Consider the following 23,274-nt stretch of genomic DNA (forward strand, 5'->3'; position numbering starts at 1 on the left):
CATGACATGGCAGGCACCGCCAGGCGACCGGCCCGGCGGCAGCCCGGTTCCGCCGGACCGGTCACCGAGGCAGAGGCCGAGCTGTTCATCCACGGCATCTGTTTCAAGACCGGCCCACCGACCAGGATCGGTACCGAGCTCGAGTGGTTTCTGCACGACGCGCACGACCCGGCCCTGCACATCGACCCCGGCCGGCTGGCAGACGCCGTCAGCGGCCTGGAACAGCTCCCGCTGAACGCCGGGCTCACCCGTGAGCCGGGCGGCCAGATAGAACTCAGCTCCCGCCCCGCCGACTCCCTCGCGCAGTGCGTCGAGGAGACCTCGGCCGACCTGGCCGCCGTCCGCGGCCATCTCAAGGCGCGGGGCCTCGTCGCCGCAGGCCACGGCCACGATCCCTACCGCACACCGCGCCGCATCCTGGACCTCCCGCGCTATGTCGCGATGGAGGAGTACTTCGACCGGGCGGGCACCGCCGGCCGTTCCATGATGTGCAGCACCGCCTCCGTGCAGGTCTGCGTGGACGCGGGCACCGACAGCCCCGGCCCGCACGGCATCCGTTCCCGCTGGCGGCTGGCCCATCTGCTCGGCCCGGTCCTGGTCGCCGCGTTCGCCAACTCACCGCTGCGGCAGGGGGTCCCCAGCGGCTGGCGGTCCACCCGGCAGGCCGTGTGGTCGCTGATGGACACCGCCCGCACCCTCGCCCCGCCGCTGGACCGCGAACCCCGCGCCGCCTGGGCCCGGTACGCCCTCGACGCGCCGGTGATGTGCATCCGGCAGGAGGACGGCCTGCCCTGGACCGCACCCACCGAACTCACCTTCCGTGACTGGATCGGGAACGGCGGCCCGGCCGGCTCCGCACCCACCCTCGACGATCTGCGCTACCACCTGACCACCCTGTTCCCGCCCGTCCGCCCGCAGGGCCACCTGGAACTGCGCATGATCGACGCGCAGTCCGGCGAGGACGGCTGGATCGTGCCACTGGCCGTGGTCACCGCCCTGTTCGACGACCCCGTCGCCCACCAGGCGGCGCTGCAGGCCCTGCTGCCGCTGGGCGTGGGCGGCCCGCCCGCCCCGCGTAACCCGTTGTGGGTCCGCGCGGCCCGCCGCGGCCTGACCGACCCGGCCCTGCGCAGGGCTGCCGACGCCTGCTTCCGGGCCGCCCTCGACGCGCTGCCACGGATCGGCGCACCCGCGCACGTCCAGGCCACCGTCACCGAGTTCGCCGAGCGCTACATAGCGCGCGGCCGATGTCCCGCCGACGACCTGATCGACCAGGTCCGCTCCGCGTCCGGCCGCCCGCCGGCCCGGACCGGCACGCCGACCAAGGAGGACCGCGCGTGAACGACAGCACCGCCCCCGGACCGGACGAGGACGCGCTGCGCGCCCGCATCGCGGCGGCCCTGACGACCGCGCGCGCCCGCACCCGGACCCTGACCGAGTGCGTCGACGACCCGGACCTCACCGCCCAGCACTCACCGCTGATGTCACCCCTGGTCTGGGACCTCGCACACATCGGCAACCAGGAGGAGCTGTGGCTGCTGCGCACCGTCGGCGGCCACGAGCCGATCTTCCCCAGTGAGATCAACTCGCTCTACGACGCGTTCGAGCACCCCCGCGCGGAACGGCCCCGGCTGCCCCTGCTGCCGCCCGGTGAGGCCCGCGGGTACAACCACGAGGTCCGCGGCCGGGTCATGGACCTCATCGAGAAGACCCCGCTGCACGGCAGCGGCCTCCTCGACGCGGGATTCGCCTTCGGCATGGTCGCCCAGCACGAGCAGCAGCACGACGAGACCATGCTGATCACCCATCAGCTGCGCACCGGCCCCGCCGTCCTCAGCGCCCCGTCGCCGCCCGCCGCGCCCGCCGACGCCGCGACGCTGCCGCGCGAGGTCCTGGTGCCCGGCGGACCGTTCACCATGGGCACCTCCGCGGAACCCTGGGCGCTGGACAACGAACGCCCCGCCCACAGCGTCCAGGTCGACGCCTTCCACATCGACACCACGCCGGTCACCAACGGCGCCTACCTGGAGTTCATCGCGGACGGCGGCTACGACGACCCGCGCTGGTGGACCGGTCCCGGCTGGGAGCACCGGCAGCGGGCCGGGCTGTTCGCCCCGCTGTACTGGAGCCGGGAAGGCGGCCAGTGGCTGCGCCGGCACTTCGGCGTCACCGAACCGGTGCCCGCGGACGAGCCCGTCCTGCACGTGTCCTGGTACGAGGCCGACGCCTACGCCCGCTGGGCCGGCCGCCGGCTGCCCACCGAGGCCGAGTGGGAGAAGGCCGCCCGCCACGACCCGGCCACCGGCCGCTCCCGGCGCTACCCGTGGGGGGACGAGGACCCGGCACCGGAACACGCCAACCTCGGCCAGCGGCACCTGCGGCCCGCCCCCGCCGGCAGCTACCCCGCCGGAGCCTCCCCGCTCGGAGTGCGCCAGCTCATCGGCGACGTCTGGGAGTGGACCGGCAGCGACTTCCTGGCCTATCCCGGATTCGCCGCCTGGCCCTACCCGGAGTACAGCGAGGTCTTCTACGGCGGCGACTACAAGGTGCTGCGCGGCGGAGCGTTCGCCGTCGACCAGGTCGCGTGCCGCGGCACCTTCCGCAACTGGGACCACCCCGTACGCCGGCAGATCTTCTCCGGCTTCCGCACCGCCCGCTCCCAGGACAGCCGCTGATGTGCCGGCATCTGGCCTATCTCGGGCCGCCCGTCGCGCTGCGCACCGTGCTCACCGAGCCGGAGCACAGTCTGTACCGGCAGTCCTGGGCGCCCCGCGAGCAGCGCCACGGAACGGTCAACGCCGACGGATTCGGCGTCGGCTGGTACGCGGACCGCGATCCGGTGCCCGCTCGCTACCGCCGCGAAGGACCGATCTGGGCCGACGCCTCCTTCCCCGACCTCGCCCGCGTCATCAGCACCGGCGCGCTGCTGGCCGCCGTCCGCTCCGCGACCGAGGGCGGTGCGGCGGGAGAGAACGCCGCGGCGCCGTTCGCCGCCGACCGCTGGCTCTTCAGCCACAACGGGGCGCTCACCGGCTGGCCCGCGACCCTGGAGCCCGCCGCCGCGCGGCTCTCCGCCGCGGAACTGCTCTCCCTGGACGCGCGCTGCGACTCCGCGTTCGTCTGGGCCCTGGCACTGCACCGGCTGCGGGCCGGGGAGCCGCCGGGCGACGCTCTCGCCGGCACCATCGCCGACCTCGCCCCGCACGACCGGGGGCGCCTCAACCTCCTTCTCACCGACGGTGCCGTCATCGCCGCCACCACCTGGGGCGACACCCTCTACTACCGCCACGAGCCGGGCCGTTCGGTCCTCGTCGTCTCGGAACCCCACGACGACGAGGACACCTGGGTCAGGGTCCCCGACCGGACCCTGCTCGTCGCCACCCCCGACGAGATCCAGCTCACGACGCTCAAGGAGCCGAACCGTTGAGTACCTTCACGCTCACCCGCCGCCTGCCCGCCGACGCCAACGCCGACGCCCTGCGCGCCGACGTACGCGAAGGGCTCACCGCCGACCCCAAGTGGCTGCCGCCCAAGTGGTTCTACGACGCCCGCGGCAGCGAGCTCTTCGAGGAGATCACCCGGCTCCCGGAGTACTACCCGACCCGGGCGGAACGGGAGATCCTGCAGACCAGAGCGCAGGAGATAGCCGCCGCCACGGGAGCGGCCACCCTCATCGAGCTCGGCTCCGGATCGTCCGACAAGACCCGGCTGCTCCTCGACGCGCTGCTCGCCGCCGGGACGCTGAAGACGTACACACCCGTGGACGTCAGTGAGGCGGCCCTGCAACAGGCCGGGGAAGCGCTGCTCAAGGAGTACCCCGGGCTACGTGTCGACGCCCTCATCGGCGACTTCCTGGGCGACCTGCGGGTGCCCGGGGCCGAGGGGCCGCGGCTGGTGGCCTTCCTCGGTGGCACCCTCGGCAATCTGCTGCCCGCCGAACGCGCCCGCTTCCTGGCCGCGGTCCGCGCCGGACTCGCCCCCGGCGACGCGCTGCTGATCGGCACGGACCTGGTGAAGGACGAGGCCACCCTCGTCGCCGCCTACGACGACGCGGCCGGGGTGACCGCGGAGTTCAACAAGAACGTGCTGCACGTCATCAACCGCGAACTCGGCGCCGACTTCGACCCGGGTGAGTTCGACCACATCGCTCTGTGGGACCGGCAACACGAGTGGATCGAGATGCGGTTGCGGGCCCGCTCCCACCTGACGGTGAAGATCCCCGAGCTCGACCTCGCGGTCACCTTCGAGCCGGGCGAGGAGATGCGCACCGAGATCTCCGCGAAGTTCCGCGAGGAGGGCCTGCGCGAGGAGCTCGACGCCTCCGGGCTCGACCTGCGCCACTGGTGGACGGATACGGGCGGCAGGTTCGGGCTGTCGCTGTCCGTCGCCCGGTAACGGCGCTTCTCCGCGGACACCGTGACCGGCTCCCGCACCGCCCTCGGCGGTGCGGGAGCCGTCTCATGTCAGGGGTGTTCGAGGGGTGTCACTTCCGGCGGGCTCGGCCCATGAGACTCTGGGCACCGCTGAACTGATGTACGACACCTACAGGAGGGGTCGCGGGTGCCCGCGATACGTTTGACCCGGACGCACCGGATTCTTGTCGGTGTGGTCGTCGCCGGTGCGGTGGTGATCGCCGCGATCGGTTTCGCGGGATCGTACGCCGCGGTGCGGGAGCTCGCGCAGAACAAGGGCTTCGGCTGGTTCGCGAACGTCTTCCCGATCGGGGTGGACGCCGGGATCGTGGTGCTGCTGGCGCTGGATCTGCTGCTGACGTGGATGCGGATCCCGTTCCCGCTGCTGCGCCAGACCGCGTGGCTGCTGACCGCCGCGACCATCGCGTTCAACGGCGCGGCCGCCTGGCCCGACCCGGTCGGGGTCGGCATGCACGGCATCATCCCGGTGCTGTTCGTCGTCTGCGTCGAGGCCGCCCGGCACGCGGTGGGCCGGGTCGCGGACCTGACCGCCGACAAACACATGGAATCGGTCCGCCTCACCCGCTGGCTGCTCGCCCCCTTCCCCACCTTCAAGCTGTGGCGCCGCATGAAACTGTGGGAGCTGCGCTCCTACGACCAGGTCATCCGCCTCGAGCAGGACCGCCTCGTCTACCAGGCCCGCCTCCAAGCCCGCTACGGCCGCGCCTGGCGCCGCAAAGCACCCATCGAGGCCCTCATGCCGCTGCGGCTGGCCCGCTACGGCATCCCCCTCGCCGAAACCGCCACCCTCGGCCTCGCCGCCGCCGGCATCACCCTTCCCACCGTGCCCGCCGTCACCGCCGGCCCCGGGGGACCGGACGGCGCCACCGCAGAGGGCGAGGACGCCGGAGCCACGCGCCATGAGCAGTCCGCCGCCCCCGGCCCGGACAGCGTCGACGGCCGGGCCCACCCCGGACAGCCGGCGGAGGACGACGGGAGCGACGGATACGAGAACCTCTGGTTCACCCCGGTCCCGGTGCTGCCCACGGACGAGTCCGGCGAGCTCGGCGCGTACCCGGCGCCGGACGACCGCACGGCGCCCGAGCCGGAACCGGTGGCCGCGCGCGAGCAGCCGGCCGCCGCGCCCGCGGGTCCCGCCGGCGCCGCCTCGCGCCTCGACACCATTTACGCCGCGTTCGTCGAACTGACCGACGCCCTGGGCCAGTACCCGACCTTCGACGATCTCGCGAAGAGTCTCTTCGTCCGCTACAACGTCTCCGGCCGCGGCGGTCAGCCGTTGAGCCCCGACAGCCTGCGCCGCTATGCCGGCCAACTGCGGGAACGCTACGAGGAGGAGCGCTCGGGAGCGGAATACGGTGTGGAGGTTTGAGAGCAACCTCCCCCGGAGGAGTGACCGTTGCGGGAAGTTGTCCTCCTGGACGCCGACGGGCTGGGACACTCCGGTAAGAGCGGTTCGGCATGATCCGGTAGCAATGCGTTGTATTGACGGGTTCGCCTCACCCGCCGCCATCTGCCCCGCGCAGCCGGCGAGACAAGGAGGTGGCGGCGCTGGTGATCACGGTTCTGGAGTGGCTCGGCCTGTGGGTCGGCGTCAGCCTTGCCGCGGGCCTGCTGATCGCCGTGGCCGGATATCGTCGCAACACCCTGCGCCGCCGTGCCGAGGAGTCCCGCCGGATCGACCCGCCGGACGGCGAGCCCCAGGACTGACGTGCGGATCTGCCTCCGGACGAGGGGGCCCGGCACACTATCGCGACGGCGTTCCGTGCGCAACACTGGATCCATGACGCCCGAGCAGCAGCGTGTTCTGGACACGATCGCGTTCCGGCTTGCCGCACGACTGGGCATCGACCGGGCCGAGGCCCGGATCGCGGTCGAGGACGCGGCCGACCGGCGCGGTCCCCATCTCGCCGAGGTCGACGCGGAGTTCCGTGCCGTGGCCGCTGAGCTGGCCGCCGCCGGGCAACCGGCCGCCCGGTTCGCCGCGGCGCTCCACCGGGCCGCCCGGCGCAGCGTCCGCGACGCGGTCCGGGAACGGGAGCGCGGCAAGCGCTTCGTCGCCCGGCATCCGGACCTGGTCGCCCTCGACCACCGGCTCGACCGACTCTACGAGCGCCCCACGTCCTGACGGCGGTCGCCGCCGCCTCAGTGCGCTACCCGGCGCCGTGCCCGCGCTCCGCCACCGCGTGGCCGAGTTCCGTGCGGCGGTGGCGGATCTCGTGCCGGAGGCGCTCGCCGACGACGAAGCCCGCGTCCCGCAGCACCGACAGGTGCTCCGATACGGTGCCGCCCGCGAGGCATGGCGGTGGGCGAGCGCGGAGGTCGAGGCGGGTTCCGTCAGGCCGGCAGCAGCGCGGCCCGGGTGCGGCCGATCAGCCCGGCTGTTGGTGGAGCCCGATCCCGCCGAGTAGCGCGGCTCGCCCTGGGCCGAGCCCGCTGTCCGGTCGTGGACCGTCCCCCGTCTCCCGCTCGCGGAACGATGGCATGATGTCGACCTTCGCGAGCGAGAGGGGACGCCACCGTGCGCATTCTGTTCACCTTCGTCGGAGGGAACGGCCACTTCGAACCGCTGATCCCGATCGCGGACGCCGCACGGGAGGCCGGCCACACCGTCGTGTTCACCTGCCGTCCCAGCATGGCCAGGACGGTGGCGGCGGCGGGATTCGACGTCCTGGAGGAGGACACCGGCCGCGAATGGCAGGCGGAGCGGCGTCCGCTCCTCGCGGTCAGTACCGAGCGCGAGGACCAGGTCCTGCGGGACGCCTTCGCCGGCCGGATGGCGCGTGAGCGCGCGGCGAGCGGGGTCGACGTGTATGCCGCGTGGGAGCCCGATCTGCTGGTGTGCGAGGAGATGGACTTCGGCAGTGTGGTCGTGGCCGAGCGCCTGGGGCTGCCGTACGCGCGCGTGCTCGTCATAGCCGAGGGCTCGTTCGTCCGGCACCACCTGATCGCGGAGCCGCTCAACCAGTTGCGCGCCGAGCACGGCCTGCCCGCCGACCCCGGGCTGGAGATGCTCGGCCGCCACCTCGTCCTGGCGCCCTTCCCGCCCGGCTTCCGGCACCCGGACTTCCCGCTGCCGCCCACCGGGCAGGCGCTCCGGCCGCGCGGCCTCGACGCGGTGGCGGAGGAAGCCGTGCCGAAGTGGATCGGGGAACTGGACGACGCTCCGACCGTCTACTTCACCCTCGGCACCGTGTTCAACGTGGAGTCGGGGGACCTCTTCGCGCGGGTGCTGAAGGGGCTGCGGGATCTGCCGGTCAATGTGGTCGTGACGGTCGGCAAGGACATTGACCCCGCGGAACTCGGACCGCAGCCCGGCCATGTGCGCATCGAGCGCTTCGTCCCGCAGGCGGCGCTTCTGCCGCACTGCGACGTGGTCGTCTCGCACGGCGGGTCCGGGAGCGTGATCGGCGCGCTGGCGTACGGTCTGCCGTCGGTGCTGATCCCGATGGGCGCCGACCAGCCCCAGAACGCGGCCCGTTGTGCCGCGCTGGGTGTCTCCCGCGTGCTCGACGCCGTGTCGGCCACCCCGGACCACGTCCGCGAGGCCGTCGTCGAGGTACTGGCGGACGCGTCCTACCGGCTGGCCGCCGAAGGACTGCGGGACGAGATCGCCGCCCTGCCGGGCGCCGACCGGGCCGTCTCGCTCCTGGAAGACCTGGTGGCGGAGCAGGACCTGCCCGGCTGAGCCGCTGAGCAGGCTGAGCTTTGGTGAACGATTTCAGCGTGTTGGTCATTTTGGCGGCTTTTGTGATGTTTTAGCGTCGGGGTGGTGTGGTTGGCGGGTGGCGTGGACTGTGGAGGTTCGGGTGGCGTCGTGCGGTGAGGCCGAGTGCACGGGATGTGCGTGCGAAACGGACCGGGAGCGTACGGCGCCTGCTGGATTCGGCATCGGGTCCCGCTGGTGGCCGCTTGCGGCCTACTGGGTGGCCTCGCGGCTGGTGATGCTGGCCATGCTGCGCACCGGGCGCGGGGACATCGCGGAAGAGGTGCACCGGCTGTACACGCGCTGGGCCGGCGAACTGGCGGCCGGATCGTTCCCGGCCGGGGACGTCACCTGGCAGTACCCACCGGGCGCGGGGCTGGTCATGCTCGCGCCCCGTCTGCTGCCCGTGGTGTCGTACCTGCAGGGATTCGTCGCACTGATGGTGCTGGCCGACGCCGTTGTGGTGCTGGCCCTGGTGCGCGCCGCGCGCAGTGGCGGTCCGGCCGGCGGGTCCGGCAGCGCGGCCGGCGCCTGGCTGTGGGCCGGCGGTCTGCCCCTGCTGCTGGCACTGCCCTTCGCGCGGTTCGATGTGGCGGTCACCGCGCTGGCCGTGCTCTCCCTGCTGGTCATCGGCCGGCGGCCGTGGCTCGGCGGCACCCTCGCCGGGCTCGCCGCGATGATCAAGGTGTGGCCGGCGCTGATCGTGCTCGGCACCCCCAGGGGCCGGTCCACCCGCCAGGCCTGGAGCGCGGTGCTGGGGTCCGCGGCGGTGCTGCTGACGGTGCTGGCGCTGGGCTTCCGCGGGACGTTCGGATTCCTGTCCTCGCAGGGCAACCGGGGCGTCGAGGTCGAGTCGATGGGCGGCACCCTGCTGCACCTGGCCCGGCTGGGCGGCTGGCCCGGCCGCGTCAGGATGCACTACGGCTCGTTCGAGTTCCTCGGCCCCTACGTCTCCAGCGTCGCCCGCGGCTCCCTGCTGCTGACCGCGGTGGCGTTCGGATGGCTGCTGCTGTGGCGCTGGCGGGCCAGGGTCTGGAGCGAGGCCACCGTCTACGACGCGGCCCTGACGGCGGTGCTGCTGTTCACCTCCACCAGCCGGGTGATCAGCCCGCAGTACCTGATCTGGCTGATCGCCCTCGCCGCGGTGTGCCTGACGGTGCGCGGCACCACCCAGCGCCCGGTGGCGGTACTGCTGCTCCTCGCCACCGCCGTCACCGCCGTGGACTTCCCGCTGTTCTTCGGCGCGGTGCTGAACAGCTCCTGGCAGGGCGTTGCCGTCCTCTTGGCGCGCAACAGCCTGCTGGCGGCCGCGACGCTGCTGTCGTGCGTACGGCTGTGGCGCGCGGCGGTCCCGTCCGGCCGAACCTCCCGTGCGACCGGACGCCGTGCCGGACTGCGGCAGGTACCCCTGGAGAGCGGGGCCGTCGGCGGCAGCTGACCCCATCCTGGCCACGCCGGGCCGCGCCGGCTTTAAGGTCGTGTCATGGCTGCAGACGAGGGGACCGTACGGGTCGACAGTTGGATCTGGTCCGTACGGCTGACGAAGACCCGGTCGATGGCCGCCGCGGCGTGCCGCGCCGGCCACGTCAAGGTCAACGGAGAGCGGGTGAAACCGGCCCACACGGTGCGGGCCGGGGACGAGGTACGGCTGCGCGGGGAGGGTGCCGAGCGGATCGTGGTCGTCTCGCGCATCGTGCGCAAGCGCGTCGGGGCGCCCGTCGCCGCGGAGTGCTTCGTCGACAACAGCCCGCCGCCGCCCGCCCGTGCGGACCTCCTGGCGATCGGCCACCGCGACCGCGGGGCGGGACGCCCCACCAAGCGCGACCGGCGCGCGATGGAACGCCTCCGGGACATCGACGCCTGACGTCGCACGACCGGCGGCCACGGGGCGCCGCGTGGTCGCCGTCCGGGCTCCCGGACCGCTTGCCGTAGGAGATCGGCGCACCTAGCGTGAACCGTGCCGGCCGGGCCCCCGGCCCACCGGATCGCGCAGCGCTGACCTGGGAGGCGATCACCACGGACCCGATCGAGTTCCGGGACCGCGCGCCCGCACCCGCCACCGGCGGTGTATCGCTCCGGCTGCCCGGATCAGAACGGTAGGCCCTGCCATGTTCTCGTTGTCGCGGGCGGCCCGCCGGAAGACGGACGAGGCCGGGCAGGCGGGCGTGGCCGGGAAACCCGGCGGGACCGGGACGGCCGGGGAGATCCGCGTCCGCTCCGCCGCCGGGCGGTGGGTGCTCGTCGCCTCGATCCTCGGGTCGGCGCTCGCCGGCATCGACGCCACCGTCGTCAACATCGCCCTGCCGGCGATCGGCCGTGACTTCGGCGCAGGATTCGGCACCCTGCAATGGGCGGTCACCGCGTACACCGTCGCACTCGCCTCACTCATCCTGCTCGGCGGAGCGCTGGGCGACCGGTACGGCCGGCGCCGGGTCTTCAACGTCGGCGTCCTGTGGTTCGCCGCCGCTTCCCTGCTGTGCGGGCTGGCGCCCTCATCCGGCCTGCTGCTCGCCGCACGAGCGCTGCAGGGCGTCGGGGGAGCGCTGCTGATGCCCGGCAGCCTGGCCATGATCCAGGCGTCCTTCCACCCGGAGGACCGGGCGCGGGCGATCGGCTCCTGGTCCGCCTTCGGCGGTGTCGCGACCGCGATCGGCCCGTTCCTCGGCGGCTGGCTCGTCCAGGCCGCTTCCTGGCGCTGGGTGTTCCTCATCAACGCCCCGCTCGCCGTCGCCGTCGTCCTCATCTCGCGGCGGCACGTCCCCGAGACCCGCGATCCGGCTGCCACCGGCCGGATCGACGTGCTCGGCGCGGCCCTGAGCTGTGTCGGACTGGCCGGCGTCACCTACGCGATCATCGCCGCCCCGGAGCACGGAGCCGGGTCGCCGACGGTGCTCGTCAGCGGTGCGCTCGGCATCGCCGCCCTGGCCGGCTTCCTCGTCGCGGAGGCACGCCAGGCGCACCCGATGCTGCCGCTGAGCATGTTCTCCTCACGCCAGTTCAGCGCCGCGAACGGAGTCACGTTCGCCGTCTACGGGGCGTTCGGCGGAGTGTTCTTCCTGCTCGCCGTCCAGTTGCAGGTCGTCTCCGGATTCTCGCCGATCGCCGCCGGGACGGCGATGCTGCCGATCACGATCATGATGCTCCTGCTCTCCGCGCGCTTCGGCCGGCTGTCGCAGCGCATCGGGCCCCGGCTGCCGATGACGATCGGACCGCTGATCTGCGCGGCCGCGATCCTGCTGATGTTCCGCATCGGGCCGGACGCCGACTACGTCCAGGACGTGCTGCCCGCCGTCGTGGTGCTGGGATTCGGCCTGGCCGTCCTGGTCGCCCCGCTCACCGCCACCGTCCTGGACGCCGTCGGCGCCGAGCACGCCGGCGTGGCGTCGGGGGTCAACAACGCGGTCGCCCGCGCCGCCGGCCTCATCGCCGTCGCCGCGCTGCCCGCCGTCACCGGACTGACGGGCCGCAGCTACGACGACCCCGAGGCGTTCTCGCACGGATTCCACCAGTCGCTGGTCATCGCGGCGGCGCTGCTCGCCGCGGGCGCCGCGCTGGCCGCCATCACGATCCGCACCCCACCTCCGCCGCCCGCCGAAGCGCCGGCAGCGCCGCAGGAGGAGGGGGAGGAGGAGCAGCCCGCGCCGCGTATGCACTGCGCGGTGGACGGCCCGCCGCTGACCGCCCGCAAGTGCAACATCGGCTGACAGCGGTCAGTCCAGCGTCCGCCGCATCGTGTAGATGGAGTACGTCCCCATCTCGCCCCCGGGATCCAGCTCCCTGACCTTGTCGAGCATCCAGGCCGGTGCCATCCCCTGTGCGCTGTACTCGGCATCGCCGCGGGCCTCGAGCAGCCAGCCCTCGCCGCCCAGCCGGTCGAGCCGGGCCAGGATCAGGGTGGGGGTCTGCAGCGTCGAGTCCTCCAGCGCGACGATCTCCGCGCCTTCGCCGGTGACCACCAGTTCGTAGACCTTTTCCGCCCCCGGGGGCCCGTAGTACCCGATGTACAGAAAGCCGTACTGCCAACGCTCCACTGTCGTCCTCTCCCAACCGGTCGGATGGTGGCACGGTCACGTCACTGAGGACGCTTGCGCTCGTACAGCCCCTGCCCAGCCAGCGCTCCCGCATAGATCACGAATCCGATGCCGATGAGCCAGGACTGGACGATCAGGACGGTGCCGATGGGCCCGTACGAGACCGCGCTGCCGGCGATCAGCGGCGAGAAGACGGTGATGGAGAAGAACCGGAGACCGACCAGCCCGCCCACGGTCAGCAGGGCGCCGGGCAGCAGGAGCCGCTGGCCGATGCGGCCGCACAGCAGGAAGTGCTGGATCCACCAGAAGAACGCCACGCCCCCGACTCCCGTCACCACGATGCGGATGAGGGGCTGCAGCGGAGTGTCCTGCAGGACGTGGTCTGCGTACTCGGCCGTCAGCAGGTAGCCGACCAGGACCGCGAGAGCCAGCGCCCGCCGCCAGGTGGCGTGCCAGGGTGCGGACGGCAGGTCCCAGATGCGTTCGTAGGCGGTCTGGATGGCGGCGATGAACGACAGCCCGAAGACCGCCAGGGACGCGAGGCTGAGCGCGGTCGTCGTACTCAGCACCCGCGCCGGGCTGCTGAACAGGCTCTCCACCGCGCGGGCGGAACCGCCCGTCACCCCCAGTGCGTCCCGCACCCACGCCACGAACCCCTGGCCGTTGTGCCCCAGCGCCGCCGCCACGACGATCAGCAGCGGAATCAGCGTCACCAGGCCGAGTGCGGCGAAGCCCATCGACCGCTGCATCAGCTCTATCTCCACGCCCCGCCGCCAGATCCGGCGCGCCACCCGGGCAGGCTTCGGCCCCCGGCGGGACGACGGACCGTCCGAGCCGGAGTGCGCGGTGCGGCGGGTACCGGGAACAGGATCCGAGCCCATGCCGGTCTGCTACCCCGTCCTGGGGCGTCTGCACGGGCCGAACGCCGTCGGTGCGACCGGGTGTGCGGTTCGCGGCGGGGGAGCCGGATTCGGCCGGATGACCCGCTGCCACCGGCAACGCCGGGGCCGGGTGGCTGATCTCCGGCCGGGGAGGGCGTACCGGGCGGGACGGCCGGGTACGCGCAGCGCGTGGACGGGTCTCCCGTTCGTCTTGGCCGCAGATCACGAAGGACGGTAGTACGACATGGCGGAGTTCCTGACCGACATCGAAACGCTCCGGAGCCGGGCACGCAAGGAGATCGAGAAGGGTCCGGTGACGGATGCCTACGGCGCTGACCTGCAACGGGTCATCCAGGTGCTGAACGAGGCACTGGCCACCGAGATCGTGTGCACGCTCCGCTACAAGCGGCACTACTTCACGGCCACCGGGCTGTACTCCGAGCCCGTCGCCGCCGAGTTCCTGGAGCACGCCCAGGAGGAGCAGGCGCACGCGGACAAGCTGGCCCAGCGGATCGTCCAGCTGGGCGGGGAGCCGGACTTCGACCCGGACACCCTCACCAAGCGGTCGCACGCCGAGTACGACGCGAGCCTCGGGCTGATCGACATGATCAAGGAGGATCTGGTGGCGGAACGGGTCGCCATCGCCTCCTACACGGAGATCGCCCAGTGGCTTGGCAACGGCGACCCGACCACCCGCCGGGTGTTCGAGGAGCTCCTCGCGCAGGAGGAGGAGCACGCGGACGACCTGCGCGGGCTGCTGGAACGCATCCCCCAGGAGAAGTCGGGCCTCTGACGGCCCGAACTCCCGCCCGTCCGCCGCGGACCGGTGCGCGGCACGCCAGGATTCCCGGGCGTGCCGCGCACCGGTCCGCGGCGCGTCGACGGGCGCGCTCGGGTCCACGTGGACCACGGGAGCCCTGTCACGCGCCGGGCGTTTTGCCTCCCCGAGCCGGGGGAAGCGGCTTCAGTACAGAGTTCTCCGGCCGGCCGGCGGACCTCCGCCCCCGTGCGGAGCTGAACCGGCCGGAGACCTGCCACCCACGAGGGTGTACGACGGCACGGTGCGGAGCATGGAGTATCGTCCGGCCGGAAGCGCGGCCGGCGTTGACGAAGGAGCGCAGGAGGCGGCCTCCGCCCGGGGGCCAGACATCGCGGAGACACCCCATGGACGCTGACGAACACTCACAGCTCACACCGGACTTACCTGCCCTGGTCGAGGTTCCCGATCTTCCCGGAGCGGCCGCGTCGGCAGCCGAGCGCGCCGCCCCTCCAACCCCCGGGAAGCACGGTGCGGACCGCCGCGCCATCAGTCCGTTCAGCCGCACGGGGGAGGGACCCACACGATGGGAGCTGTAGAACTCACCGACGAGGAACGCCGGATCCTCAGCAGCATGGAGGTCAACTTCCGCCGTGAAGGCCGACTCCTGCGCCGGCTGGCCAGTTGGGTCGCCCCTGCCTACCGCAGGGTGCGACGCCCGCCGGTCCGCTGGCTGGTGGCGCTGCTCGGCGGACTGGCCGCCGGATCCCTGATCCTGCTGATCGAAGCGGTACGCGCCGACGCACCGACGCTGATCTACACCTTCGTCGGCACCTGGACGGTCACACTGATCGGACTCGGAGCCCTGACGCGCCGGGCCACGGCCGTCTCCGTGCACCGCCCCCACTGGCACCGGAAGCACCGCGCGCACCAACCGGACCGGACCGCACGAGGTGCGCCGCGGCACGACGCCCCCTGAGCCGAACGGCCTCGGTCAGCCGGTGAAGCCCTTCTCGGCCAGGATCGCGTCGATGCGGGCACGATGCGCCGCTTCCCAGGCATCGAGGGATTCGCCGGCCTCCTTGGCCAGCTTCGTGCGGGCGTCGGCGAGCACCTGCTCCTGACGGGCGCCGGGAGTGACGACGATGCCTTCCTCGTCGGCGACCACGATGTCGCCGGCGCTCACGTTCACGCCGCCGCACCGCACCGTGCCGTTGAGCGGCGCAACGGCCTTCTTGGTCCCGGGAATGGGGATGACGCCCCTGGCGAAGACGGGAAAGCCCATCTCGCGCACCTCGGCGAGGTCACGGATCACACCGTCGAGCACGAACGCCGCGATCCCCCGGCGCTGGGCGACGGCGCAGACGTTGCCGCCGGCGAGCGCGTAGTCCACGTCACCCGCTTCGACGACGATGACCGAGCCGGGCTCCGCGCGGTGGATGGCCGCGTGCAGCATCAGGTTGTCGCCGGGAGGGCACCGTACGGTGAACGCCGGGCCGGCAATCCGCGGAGAGGGCCACAGCGGGCGGATGCCGATGTCCATGACCTGCTCATGGCCCAGGACGTCGGCGAGCGTGGTCGGGGAAACGCTGGTGAATCCGGTGACGCCGTTCATGTTCTTCCTTCACTCGGGACCACCCGACTCGGGTCGCTCCCAGGCTAAACCGTTGCCTTGCCGCGCGATCATCGGGGAGTTGCCGCGAGCAGCGAGTCGACTTCGGCCCGGGTGGGCAGCGCGTTCTGCGCGCCGCGCCGGGTGGCGGCCACGGCGCCGGCCGCACAGGCCCGGCGGACGGACTCGGCGAGCGGGCGGCCGAGACCGAGAGCGATGGCCAGTTGGGCACAGAAGGCGTCGCCCGCACCGACGGCGTCCACCGCGTCGACCGGGAAGCCCGGTTCGGTGAGCGGACCCCGGGCATCGGCGGCGACCGCGCCGGCCGCGCCGAGCGTGATCACGACGGTCCCGGGCCCCAGCCGACGGAGCTGGTCCGCGCGCGCCGTCCAATCCTCGTCCCGGCCCCCGGACGGTACGTCGGGGAGGCCGAGCAGTCCGGCGGCCTCGGTCTCGTTGACGATGAGGACATCGACCGCACGCAGCAGTTCGGCCGGCAGCGGGCCGGGACCGGGCAGCGGAGCGGCGTTGAGCACGGTCAGCGCCCCGGCGGCGCGCGCCTCGCGGGCCGCGGCCAGCACGGTGGGCAGCGGCACTTCGAGCTGGAGCAGGACGGTGTCGGCGCGGTTCGCGACGATGCCTTCCGTGAGGTTCCGCAACGTGGCTTCGTCCAGGTGGTGGTTGGCGCCTGGGGAGAGGGTGATGGTGTTCTCGCCGTCGCGCTGCACCACGATCAGCGCCAGTCCGGAAGCGGTGTCCGGGAGGGTGCCCACCGCGCTGTCGTCGATCCCCTCCGCCGTCAGGGCCGCCCGCAGTTCCACGCCATGGGCGTCGTCCCCGAGCAGCCCGACCATCCGGACCCGTGCGCCGAGCCGCGCCGCGGCGACCGCCTGGTTGCCGCCCTTCCCGCCGGGTCCGCGGACGACATCGGCGCCGGAGACCGTCTCGCCCGGCCGGGGGAGACGCGGCACCGTGACCGAGAGGTCCATGTTGAGACTGCCGACCACGACCAGCCGTTCGTCCATCACCGATGTCCTTCTCTTCGTCGTCGCGACCGGGCGCCCCGGCACGCCGGGGCTATGCCTCCGCGAGCAGTCCGGAGATCGCCCGGCCGAACATCAGCCGGCCGGACCGGACGGTCAGACCGTCGAACAGCCGCGGCAGTCCCCGTACCCGCAGATCCTCGGTCCACACGATCCGCGATCCGGTGTCCCGCGCGGCCACTTCGATCTCGGCCCACCCCACGACGACCGTGCCGCGCTTCTCCAGCCGGCAACGGCCGGTGCCACCCGGCGCGGGCGGTTCCCAGCGCACGATCTCCATGGGGTCGTCGAACCCGACAGGCCCCAGGCCGGACCGCGCCACGAACACGGTGCCCAGCCGCGTGGGCGGCGGGGTGGTGACGGTGATCCTGGTCAGCGGCACATGGGCCGCGTGCCGCTCCCAGCGGGTGAGCCGCCGCCACACCTCGTCGACGGGCAGTGGGGAGGAGCGCTCGATCCTGATCAAAGCCACCACGTGACCCTATGCGAGCGCGCCCACTGGGCGCCGGGACCCGCCGCGGTGTCCTGATCCCGTCCCAAGACCCCACTCGTCCCTCGCGGCTTGCTCTAGGATGGCTGGACTCCGAGCACCGCTCCCTGGAGGTACCCCGCAAACGGGAGCGCGCCCGCACGTATCGTTCGTGCGAGATCACGGAGGGGCGGCATCGATTTCGTCTGCCCTTCTTGAGGAGTCACACATGAACATCGGTCTCGGTCTTCCCGTCGACGATCCCGGTCGGCTGCTGAGTTGGGCCCGTCGTGCCGACGCCGGCCCCTTCACCACCCTCGGACTGCTGGACCGGCTGGTCCACGACAACCCCGAACCACTCATCACCCTGGCCGCCCTCGCCGGTGCCACCCACCGCATCCGCGTACAGACCGAGGTACTGCTCGCACCTCTGCACCGGACCGCACTGCTGGCGAAGCAGACCGCCACCCTCGACCACCTCTCGGGCGGCCGCTTCACCCTCGGCATCGGGATCGGCGGACGCGAGGACGACTACCTTGCCACCGGAGTCGACGTCCACCGGCGCGGCCGCCGGCTCGACGAGCAGATGGCGGTACTGCGCCGCGTCTGGGCGGGCGAGCCCTACGGCGACGGTGTGGGACCGATCGGACCCGCGCCCGTGACACCCGGCGGCCCCGAAGTGCTCTTCGGCGGCTTCACCCCCGCCGCGATCGCCCGCGCCGCCCGCTGGGGTGACGGCTTCCTCGGCGCCGCGCCGTCACCGCACTTCACCGACCGCCTGTTCCGCCAGGCGGAACAGGCCTGGCGCGACGCCGGGCGTACGTCGGCGCCCCGGCTGGTGGCCCAGCTCAACGTCGCCATCGGCCCGGACGCGGTGGTCGCGGAAGCCCGCAAGAACGTCGGCCACTACTACGCGTTCCTCGGCGACGCGTCCCATTTCGCCGACGGACTGCTGGGCGATCCGAAGGAGATCAAGGCCGCGGTGCGTACGTACACCGACCTCGGCGCCGACGAAGTGATCCTCTACTGCTGGTCCCCGGACACCGACCAGGTCGACCGGTTCGCCGACACCCTGTTCTGAGGTTCTGAGGTTCTGAGGTTCTGAGGTTCGCCGGTCGGCCGACCGCCCTCACGGACGTGAGTCGTCCTCCTTCGTATCCGTAGGGGACGGGTTCTCGTCCGTGGGGTGGTGGCCGAGGTGGAGGGCCGGTTCGGGCGCGGTGTGCGGGGTGTCCAGTTCGGGTTCCAGGCCCTGGGCCGGTGAGGTGTGGGCGAGACCCGCCTCCTGGCGCCAGGCCTGGAACGCGGCGGTGGTGGCGGCGAGTACGGCCAGCCCGAGCAGCCAGCCGCCCACCACGTCGCTCGCCCAGTGCACGCCGAGCGCGACCCGGGTGTAGCCGACACCCACCACGGAGATCACCGCCGCCGCCCACGGCAGCGCGCGCAGGCCGCGGGGGACCAGCGGCAGCAGGACGAGCAGCAGCACTCCGCAGGACGTCGTGGCGGTCATGGCGTGGCCGGAGGGGAACGAATAGCCGGGGGCGTGGGCCACCGGGTCCGGAAGTTGCGGGCGGGCGCGTTCCACGGCCGTCTTGACCATCACCCCCACCATGGAGCTGAGGGCGGCCGTGACGGCGGCCCAGGCGGCCAGTCGCCAGGCGCGGCGGTACAGCAGCCACACCACGACAGCGGCCACCAGCAGCCGCATGACGGTGGGCGACCACAGCCCGTTGGTGAGGAAGCGCAGCACCGTCACCCATGCCGGGTGGTCCAGCGCCGCCCGGTGCAGGTTCTCGGCCGCACTCCGGTCGGCGCGGTGCAGGGGACCCCAGTGGGCCTCCACGAGGACCAGGACGAAGGCGAACGGTACGGTCGCGACGGCGCACACCGCCGCGGTGAGCAGCAGCCGTACGCCGAGGCGCTCGTCCGGGCCGCGCAGCCGGCGGATCAGGTTTCCGGGAAATCGCGACAGTGCCCTCATGCTGGTGACGGCTACCCGTTCCGGCGGAGAATCATCATCGCGGGCCGAGTCACCGACCTGGCCGGGTTGCGGAGCCGCACCGCTCAGACCCCCGGATCCTGGAGAACCGGCTCCTTGACGCGGGCGCGGACCGCCTCCAGCTGGGCGGCGAACGCGATGCCCATGAAGAGCGCTATCGCCGTGAGGTAGGACCACAGCAGCAGCGAGATGAAGGCGCTCAGCGGGCCGTACACGGAGTTGAACGAGCTGCTGAACTCGACGTACAGGCTGAGCAGCCAGGTCAGCAGGGTCCACAGCGCCAGATAGACGGCCGCACCGAAGGCCAGCCAGGTGTAGCCGGGCTGCCGGCGGCGCGGCGAACTGCGGAAGACGACCGAGGCGGAGAACAGCGCGAGAAGGATGCCCACCGGCCGGCGCAGCAGGTTCCAGGCCGTCGTCTGGTCCGGCGTCCAGTGGTACACCTGGGCCGCCGCTCCGGCGATGTCGGCGCCGCCGACCATGAGGATGGAGCCCAGGCCCAGGGGCAGTCCGGCGAGCAGCATCATCAGCACCCCGCGCCGGTACTTGAGGTGGAAGGGCCGGTCGCGCTCCACGCCGTAGATGCGGTTGGCGCCGCGCTCGATCTGGCTCATCGCGGTGGTGACGTTCACCAGGGCGAACAGCAGACCGAACCACAGTGCCAGCTGTCCGCCCTCGTCGGCGTGCCGGCGGCTGTCGGTGAGGGCGTTCCTCACGACATCGGAGCTCGGGCCGCTCGACATGCGCAGCACGGTGAGTTCGGCCACCCGCCCGACGCCTTCGGCGTGCAGCACGGTGGACAGCCCGACGACGGCGATGGCGAAGGGCACCAGCGACAGGACCGTCTGCAGGGCCAGCGCCCGCGCGTGGCTGAACCCGTCGGCGTACCGGAACCGCAGAAAGGCGTCGCGGGCCAGTTTCCATCCGCCGTAGCGGCGCAGGGTGGCCCAGGCATCATCGCCCGAGAGTTCGTCGCCCGTGATGTCGCGGGTCTGCGGAACGCGCGTTGCCGTACCCATCGTGTACTCCTGTCAGGGCTGCCGGTTCCTCGGTGCCCGCCGGCGCCGATGACGATGCCGTGGGTGAGGTCGCCGGCAACTGCATCAGCAGGGCGCCCGGATCGACCTCGATCACCAGCCGTACGCCGGGACCGACCGGTTCACCGTCCAACTCCCGTTCCTGGGGACGTTCGAAGGTCATCTCGATGCGCCGTGCGGTGAAGTACTCCAGCGCGCCGTCGGCGAACCGTCCACCGCCGCCCGGCGGCCGGGGTGTCCTGTCGTGGTGCGGCCGGCTCAGCACATGGGCGGCGGCGCGCAGCCAGCCGAGCGGTCCCGCCGGGTTGAGCAGCACGACGTCGAACACCCCGTCGTCCGGCCGCGCGTCCGGGAGCAGCGGCACACCGCCCTGCAGTGTGCCGACGTTGCCCACCAGCACCATCCGTGCCCGGCGGCCGAGCTCCGGTCCGTCGTCGAGCCGCAGGGTCAGCCGCATCCCCGGGTCGCGCAGATGGCGCACCCCGGACACCAGATAGGCGGCCCAACCGATGCCCGCCTTCATCCGGGAGGAGGCGTCCCCGACCACGGCGGCGTCGAACCCGGCGCCGGCCATGGCGGCGAACCGGGCTCCGGAGATGCCGTCGCCGTCGGCGGTCCCGAGGTCGATGGCGTGGGTGGTGCCCTCCAGCGCGGCGACGAGAGCGGCGAGGGGATCGACCGGATAGCCGAGGTTGCGCGCCAGCAGGTTGCCGGTGCCGCAGGGCAGGACCGCGGTCGGGATGCCGCTGTGCGCCAGGCCGTCGGCACAGGCCATCACCGTGCCGTCACCGCCGCACACGACGATCAGGTCGGGTTTCCTGAGCGCGGCCCGCCGTACGGCGCCGTTCCCCGGGTCGTCCTCGGTCGTGCCGTGCCAGGAGACGTCCTGGAAGCCGTACCGACCCAGCGTGCGGCGGATCGCGTCGTGCAGCGCGTCGTCCACGACGGTCGGATTCACCACCACGGCCGCCCGCCGCCCGTACCGCGTGACGGCCGTCGCACCCGCAGAGGTGGTGTGCTCAGCCTGCCCCGGCACCTGCGGCCGGGCGCGCGCCGGCAGCAGTGAACGCCCCATGATCAGCAGGATTCCGGCCCCGTTGAGCAGACCGAAGAGCACATCGGTGGGATGGTGCATCCCCCGGTACAGGCGCGCCACCGCGACCAGCACGGGAACGCTGAACAGGACCGCGGCCGGCACGAAGCGCCAGTTTCCGCGGAAGCGGATGAGGACGAGAACGGCCAGACCGCCGTACAGCGCCGTCGCGGCACCGGTGTGCCCGGAGGGGAAACTGGACGTCGGCGGGGCGGCATCCAGGTGTGCCACGTCCGGACGGGCCCGGTCGATGACCGCGGTCACCATGAGGAAGACGAGCGACTGCAGGGCCACCGCGGCGCCCAGGAACAGCGCTTCGCGCTGGAGCCGCCCGTACACCGGCAACAGGAGCAGGGCCACCGACACCGCCGTCATCAGCACGACGGCATGGGTGTTGCCCAGCTGGGACAGCCAGTACGTGGCACTGTTCCAGCCCGCCGACCGGTGCGCGGCGAAAGCGCGGTTGATCCCGTCCTCCGCGGTGAACGGCGGAACCTTCACCAGCCACCGCGTGAGCAGCAGGCCGAAGCCCGTCAACAGCGCGCCCTGCATCACGAGCAGCACGCCGATACGCCGCGCGGCCACTTCGTCGCTTGGTCTCATAGGCGGCTTCTTGCCCGTCCCGGCCGAACAACTCCTGCCGCGGCCGGGTGTTCCGGTCCGGATTGGTGCGGCGAGCCGCGTCCGGGGCCGGATCGATATCCCCCCGCCGTACGGCCGGTGCCCGTTGTCCGGGTCGTGATACCCGAAGGCGTCGCTCCTCGGCACCCGGCCCTTTCGCCGCTCTATAAGTTGTGCAAACGCTCGAACACGATGTGTCCTTTCACTCGCGTCACTCCAGGATCGCGCCCTGCCGGAGAGGGCGTCAACGGTCCGGGAAGACAAGTGCGGGAAGCGCGGATCCGCCTCCGGGACAGCGGGAGCGAACTCGAACTGTTCGCCGAGTTTCTCCCGCGCAGCACGAACGCGGGGGGCCGCGGGACCGGCCGGACGGCACCCGGCCGAGTGAGGCAACTCCCGGCGGGGCGAAAGGAATTCGCCGTCCGGGCCGCCACACTTCCAGGTCAACGGGGGACGCTGCTCCTATCCTCCCGCGCCCGAAAGATGTAACCTCCCGGACGGGATCCGGGGAACCGAGTTGGCTTTCGCGGACGTTGACTGGGATGGTCTTACTCATACGGATGTCGGCGCAGCTCGGTCCGGCCCGGACCACGGGGACGTGATGTGAGCGTCCGTTTCGAATATCCCCTCATACGTTGATGGCTACCATCACGGTCATCAATGACGCGAAGTGAGCAACGAAAGGCGAGTGGTGTCCATGTCGGACGTCATGTCCAAGAGCCAGAGTCTGCAGGGCGAGTACGAAGCCCGCGTCGCCGCCGATCTGCGGCAGAACGAAGGTGACCGCGACCGGGTTCTCGCGCAGATCGACGTGCTCCAGAAGGAGCTGGAGGTCCTCGTCCAGGACCGCGAGATGCTGCTGAGCATGCAGAGCGCCGTCGGCGCGAAGAAGCAGCACTCCGTCTCCGAGCAGGCCGAACCGCAGAAGAGCGAGCCGGAAGCGCACGTCGCACCGCACGCGAAGTCGGCGAAGGTGCCCGGCGCCAGGCGCCGTACCGCGCGCAAGTCGGTCCCGACCCAGGGCCGGGCCGGCCGCGGCCGCAAGACCGACGCGAAGAGCGCCGTGGCCGAGGCCGCGCACGCCACCAAGGTGGCGGCGCCCGCCAAGACCGCGACCGCGAAGGCCACCCCGGCCAAGACCGCCGCCGCGAAGCCGGCGAAGGCCGCCGCGACGAAGGCCGCCACGGCCAAGTCCACGACCGCGAAGCCGGCGAAGACCGCCACCGCGAAGACCGCCGCGCCGAAGGCGGCCGACAGCAAGGCGGCCGCCCCCAAGGCCGACAAGCTCGTGAAGGTCGTCGAGAACTACCTGGTCAAGCAGGGCGGCCCGGCCTCGGCGGCGGAGGTCGCCACGGCCATCTCGACGCCGGAGCGCTCCGTCACCATCATGAGCGTGCGTACCGCGCTCGAGGGCCTGGTCCGCAAGTCCGCGGCCCTGCGCTCCAAGCAGTCCCGTTCTGTCTACTACGAGTCCGTCCCGGCCGGCACCACCATCACCGCGGCCGTCGAGGCCCCGCAGCAGAGTGAGCCCGTCACCCAGTAGGTCCCCGGCTGCCCACGTCGGCCAGGTACTGAGTGAGCAAGCGGAGGGCCGG

23 protein-coding genes are annotated in these 23,274 nt (G+C 72.3%); 15 read left to right on the forward strand and 8 right to left on the reverse strand.

Translation table 11 applies throughout. The features are described 5' to 3' along the window. Positions 1-6 precede the first annotated feature (6 nt). The 11 genes from egtA (at position 7) to G3I60_RS32440 (ending at position 11,840) form a co-directional block, all read left to right on the forward strand. Positions 7-1,341 (forward strand): ergothioneine biosynthesis glutamate--cysteine ligase EgtA, encoded by a 1,335-nt coding sequence (egtA, locus tag G3I60_RS32390; protein ID WP_164292910.1) that lies wholly within the window; start codon positions 7-9, stop codon positions 1,339-1,341. Continuing rightward, complete coding sequence (gene egtB / locus G3I60_RS32395) at positions 1,338-2,675, forward strand: ergothioneine biosynthesis protein EgtB (RefSeq protein ID WP_343240802.1); 1,338 nt, start codon at positions 1,338-1,340, stop codon at positions 2,673-2,675. Before egtA ends, egtB begins: the two co-directional genes overlap by 4 nt. Continuing rightward, on the forward strand, positions 2,675-3,427 hold the full coding sequence (gene egtC, locus G3I60_RS32400) for an ergothioneine biosynthesis protein EgtC (protein ID WP_138353408.1): 753 nt from the start codon (positions 2,675-2,677) through the stop codon (positions 3,425-3,427). The genes egtB and egtC overlap by 1 nt, the downstream gene beginning before the upstream one ends. Continuing rightward, positions 3,424-4,395, forward strand: a complete 972-nt coding sequence (egtD, locus tag G3I60_RS32405; RefSeq protein WP_164608086.1) for an L-histidine N(alpha)-methyltransferase — start codon at positions 3,424-3,426, stop codon at positions 4,393-4,395. The genes egtC and egtD overlap by 4 nt, the downstream gene beginning before the upstream one ends. Before the next feature lie 165 nt (positions 4,396-4,560). Next, positions 4,561-5,802 carry a DUF2637 domain-containing protein gene (locus G3I60_RS32410; protein WP_164292788.1) on the forward strand — a complete coding sequence of 414 codons (1,242 nt, stop codon included), beginning with the start codon at positions 4,561-4,563 and terminating at the stop codon, positions 5,800-5,802. Positions 5,803-5,984: 182 nt separating this feature from the next. Beyond that, entirely contained in the window at positions 5,985-6,140 is a 156-nt protein-coding gene (locus G3I60_RS32415) for a hypothetical protein (protein WP_164292787.1), read from the forward strand. Positions 6,141-6,213: 73 nt separating this feature from the next. Next, entirely contained in the window at positions 6,214-6,558 is a 345-nt protein-coding gene (locus G3I60_RS32420; protein ID WP_138353411.1) for a hypothetical protein, read from the forward strand. 393 nt (positions 6,559-6,951) lie between these two features. Continuing rightward, on the forward strand, positions 6,952-8,118 hold the full coding sequence (locus G3I60_RS32425; RefSeq protein WP_164292786.1) for a glycosyltransferase: 1,167 nt from the start codon (positions 6,952-6,954) through the stop codon (positions 8,116-8,118). A 238-nt stretch (positions 8,119-8,356) separates the two neighbouring features. After that, complete coding sequence (locus G3I60_RS32430; RefSeq protein WP_269287164.1) at positions 8,357-9,574, forward strand: glycosyltransferase family 87 protein; 1,218 nt, start codon at positions 8,357-8,359, stop codon at positions 9,572-9,574. A 45-nt stretch (positions 9,575-9,619) separates the two neighbouring features. After that, positions 9,620-10,000 carry an RNA-binding S4 domain-containing protein gene (locus G3I60_RS32435; protein ID WP_164292785.1) on the forward strand — a complete coding sequence of 127 codons (381 nt, stop codon included), beginning with the start codon at positions 9,620-9,622 and terminating at the stop codon, positions 9,998-10,000. A 244-nt stretch (positions 10,001-10,244) separates the two neighbouring features. Next, complete coding sequence (locus G3I60_RS32440) at positions 10,245-11,840, forward strand: MFS transporter (protein ID WP_164292784.1); 1,596 nt, start codon at positions 10,245-10,247, stop codon at positions 11,838-11,840. 6 nt (positions 11,841-11,846) lie between these two features. Here the strand turns inward: G3I60_RS32440 and G3I60_RS32445 are convergent, their stop codons facing one another. Both G3I60_RS32445 and G3I60_RS32450 read right to left on the reverse strand, forming a co-directional pair. Further along, entirely contained in the window at positions 11,847-12,167 is a 321-nt protein-coding gene (locus tag G3I60_RS32445; protein WP_164292783.1) for a hypothetical protein, read from the reverse strand. A gap of 41 nt (positions 12,168-12,208) precedes the next feature. Then, positions 12,209-13,048 carry a YihY/virulence factor BrkB family protein gene (locus G3I60_RS32450; RefSeq protein WP_164292782.1) on the reverse strand — a complete coding sequence of 280 codons (840 nt, stop codon included), beginning with the start codon at positions 13,046-13,048 and terminating at the stop codon, positions 12,209-12,211. Positions 13,049-13,292: 244 nt separating this feature from the next. Between G3I60_RS32450 and G3I60_RS32455 the strand changes: the two genes are divergently transcribed. Continuing rightward, positions 13,293-13,841: a bacterioferritin gene (locus G3I60_RS32455; RefSeq protein WP_138353417.1), complete on the forward strand. Its 549-nt coding sequence runs from the start codon at positions 13,293-13,295 to the stop codon at positions 13,839-13,841. A gap of 550 nt (positions 13,842-14,391) precedes the next feature. After that, a complete protein-coding gene (locus tag G3I60_RS32460; RefSeq protein WP_138353418.1) occupies positions 14,392-14,784 on the forward strand; it encodes a hypothetical protein in 393 nt (130 codons plus the stop codon). Positions 14,785-14,799: 15 nt separating this feature from the next. On the opposite strand, the gene G3I60_RS32465 is transcribed toward G3I60_RS32460, so the two are convergent. The 3 genes from G3I60_RS32465 to G3I60_RS32475 form a co-directional block, all read right to left on the reverse strand. Then, entirely contained in the window at positions 14,800-15,420 is a 621-nt protein-coding gene (locus tag G3I60_RS32465) for an RraA family protein (protein ID WP_164292781.1), read from the reverse strand. Between the two features lie 68 nt (positions 15,421-15,488). Next, positions 15,489-16,442, reverse strand: a complete 954-nt coding sequence (locus G3I60_RS32470) for a ribokinase (RefSeq protein ID WP_203674443.1) — start codon at positions 16,440-16,442, stop codon at positions 15,489-15,491. A 52-nt stretch (positions 16,443-16,494) separates the two neighbouring features. Further along, on the reverse strand, positions 16,495-16,932 hold the full coding sequence (locus G3I60_RS32475) for an SRPBCC family protein (RefSeq protein WP_138353421.1): 438 nt from the start codon (positions 16,930-16,932) through the stop codon (positions 16,495-16,497). Positions 16,933-17,158: 226 nt separating this feature from the next. Here G3I60_RS32475 and G3I60_RS32480 point away from each other — a divergent pair, with 226 nt between their 5' ends. Continuing rightward, the gene (locus G3I60_RS32480) at positions 17,159-18,010 is read left to right on the forward strand and encodes an LLM class flavin-dependent oxidoreductase (protein ID WP_138353422.1); all 852 of its coding nucleotides are present in this window, start codon (positions 17,159-17,161) and stop codon (positions 18,008-18,010) included. 48 nt (positions 18,011-18,058) lie between these two features. On the opposite strand, the gene G3I60_RS32485 is transcribed toward G3I60_RS32480, so the two are convergent. The 3 genes from G3I60_RS32485 to G3I60_RS32495 form a co-directional block, all read right to left on the reverse strand. Then, positions 18,059-18,910 carry a phosphatase PAP2 family protein gene (locus tag G3I60_RS32485; RefSeq protein ID WP_138353423.1) on the reverse strand — a complete coding sequence of 284 codons (852 nt, stop codon included), beginning with the start codon at positions 18,908-18,910 and terminating at the stop codon, positions 18,059-18,061. Between the two features lie 83 nt (positions 18,911-18,993). Next, positions 18,994-19,947 carry a YihY/virulence factor BrkB family protein gene (locus G3I60_RS32490; RefSeq protein WP_138353424.1) on the reverse strand — a complete coding sequence of 318 codons (954 nt, stop codon included), beginning with the start codon at positions 19,945-19,947 and terminating at the stop codon, positions 18,994-18,996. Further along, the gene (locus G3I60_RS32495; RefSeq protein ID WP_164292779.1) at positions 19,883-21,661 is read right to left on the reverse strand and encodes a diacylglycerol kinase family protein; all 1,779 of its coding nucleotides are present in this window, start codon (positions 21,659-21,661) and stop codon (positions 19,883-19,885) included. The genes G3I60_RS32490 and G3I60_RS32495 overlap by 65 nt, the downstream gene beginning before the upstream one ends. Positions 21,662-22,376: 715 nt before the next feature. Here G3I60_RS32495 and G3I60_RS32500 point away from each other — a divergent pair. Next, the gene (locus G3I60_RS32500) at positions 22,377-23,222 is read left to right on the forward strand and encodes a hypothetical protein (RefSeq protein ID WP_164292778.1); all 846 of its coding nucleotides are present in this window, start codon (positions 22,377-22,379) and stop codon (positions 23,220-23,222) included. Positions 23,223-23,274: the final 52 nt, after the last annotated feature.

Origin of the sequence: Streptomyces sp. SID13666, from assembly GCF_010548325.1 — a bacterium.
GTDB classification, from domain to species: Bacteria; Actinomycetota; Actinomycetes; order Streptomycetales; family Streptomycetaceae; genus Actinacidiphila; species Actinacidiphila fildesensis.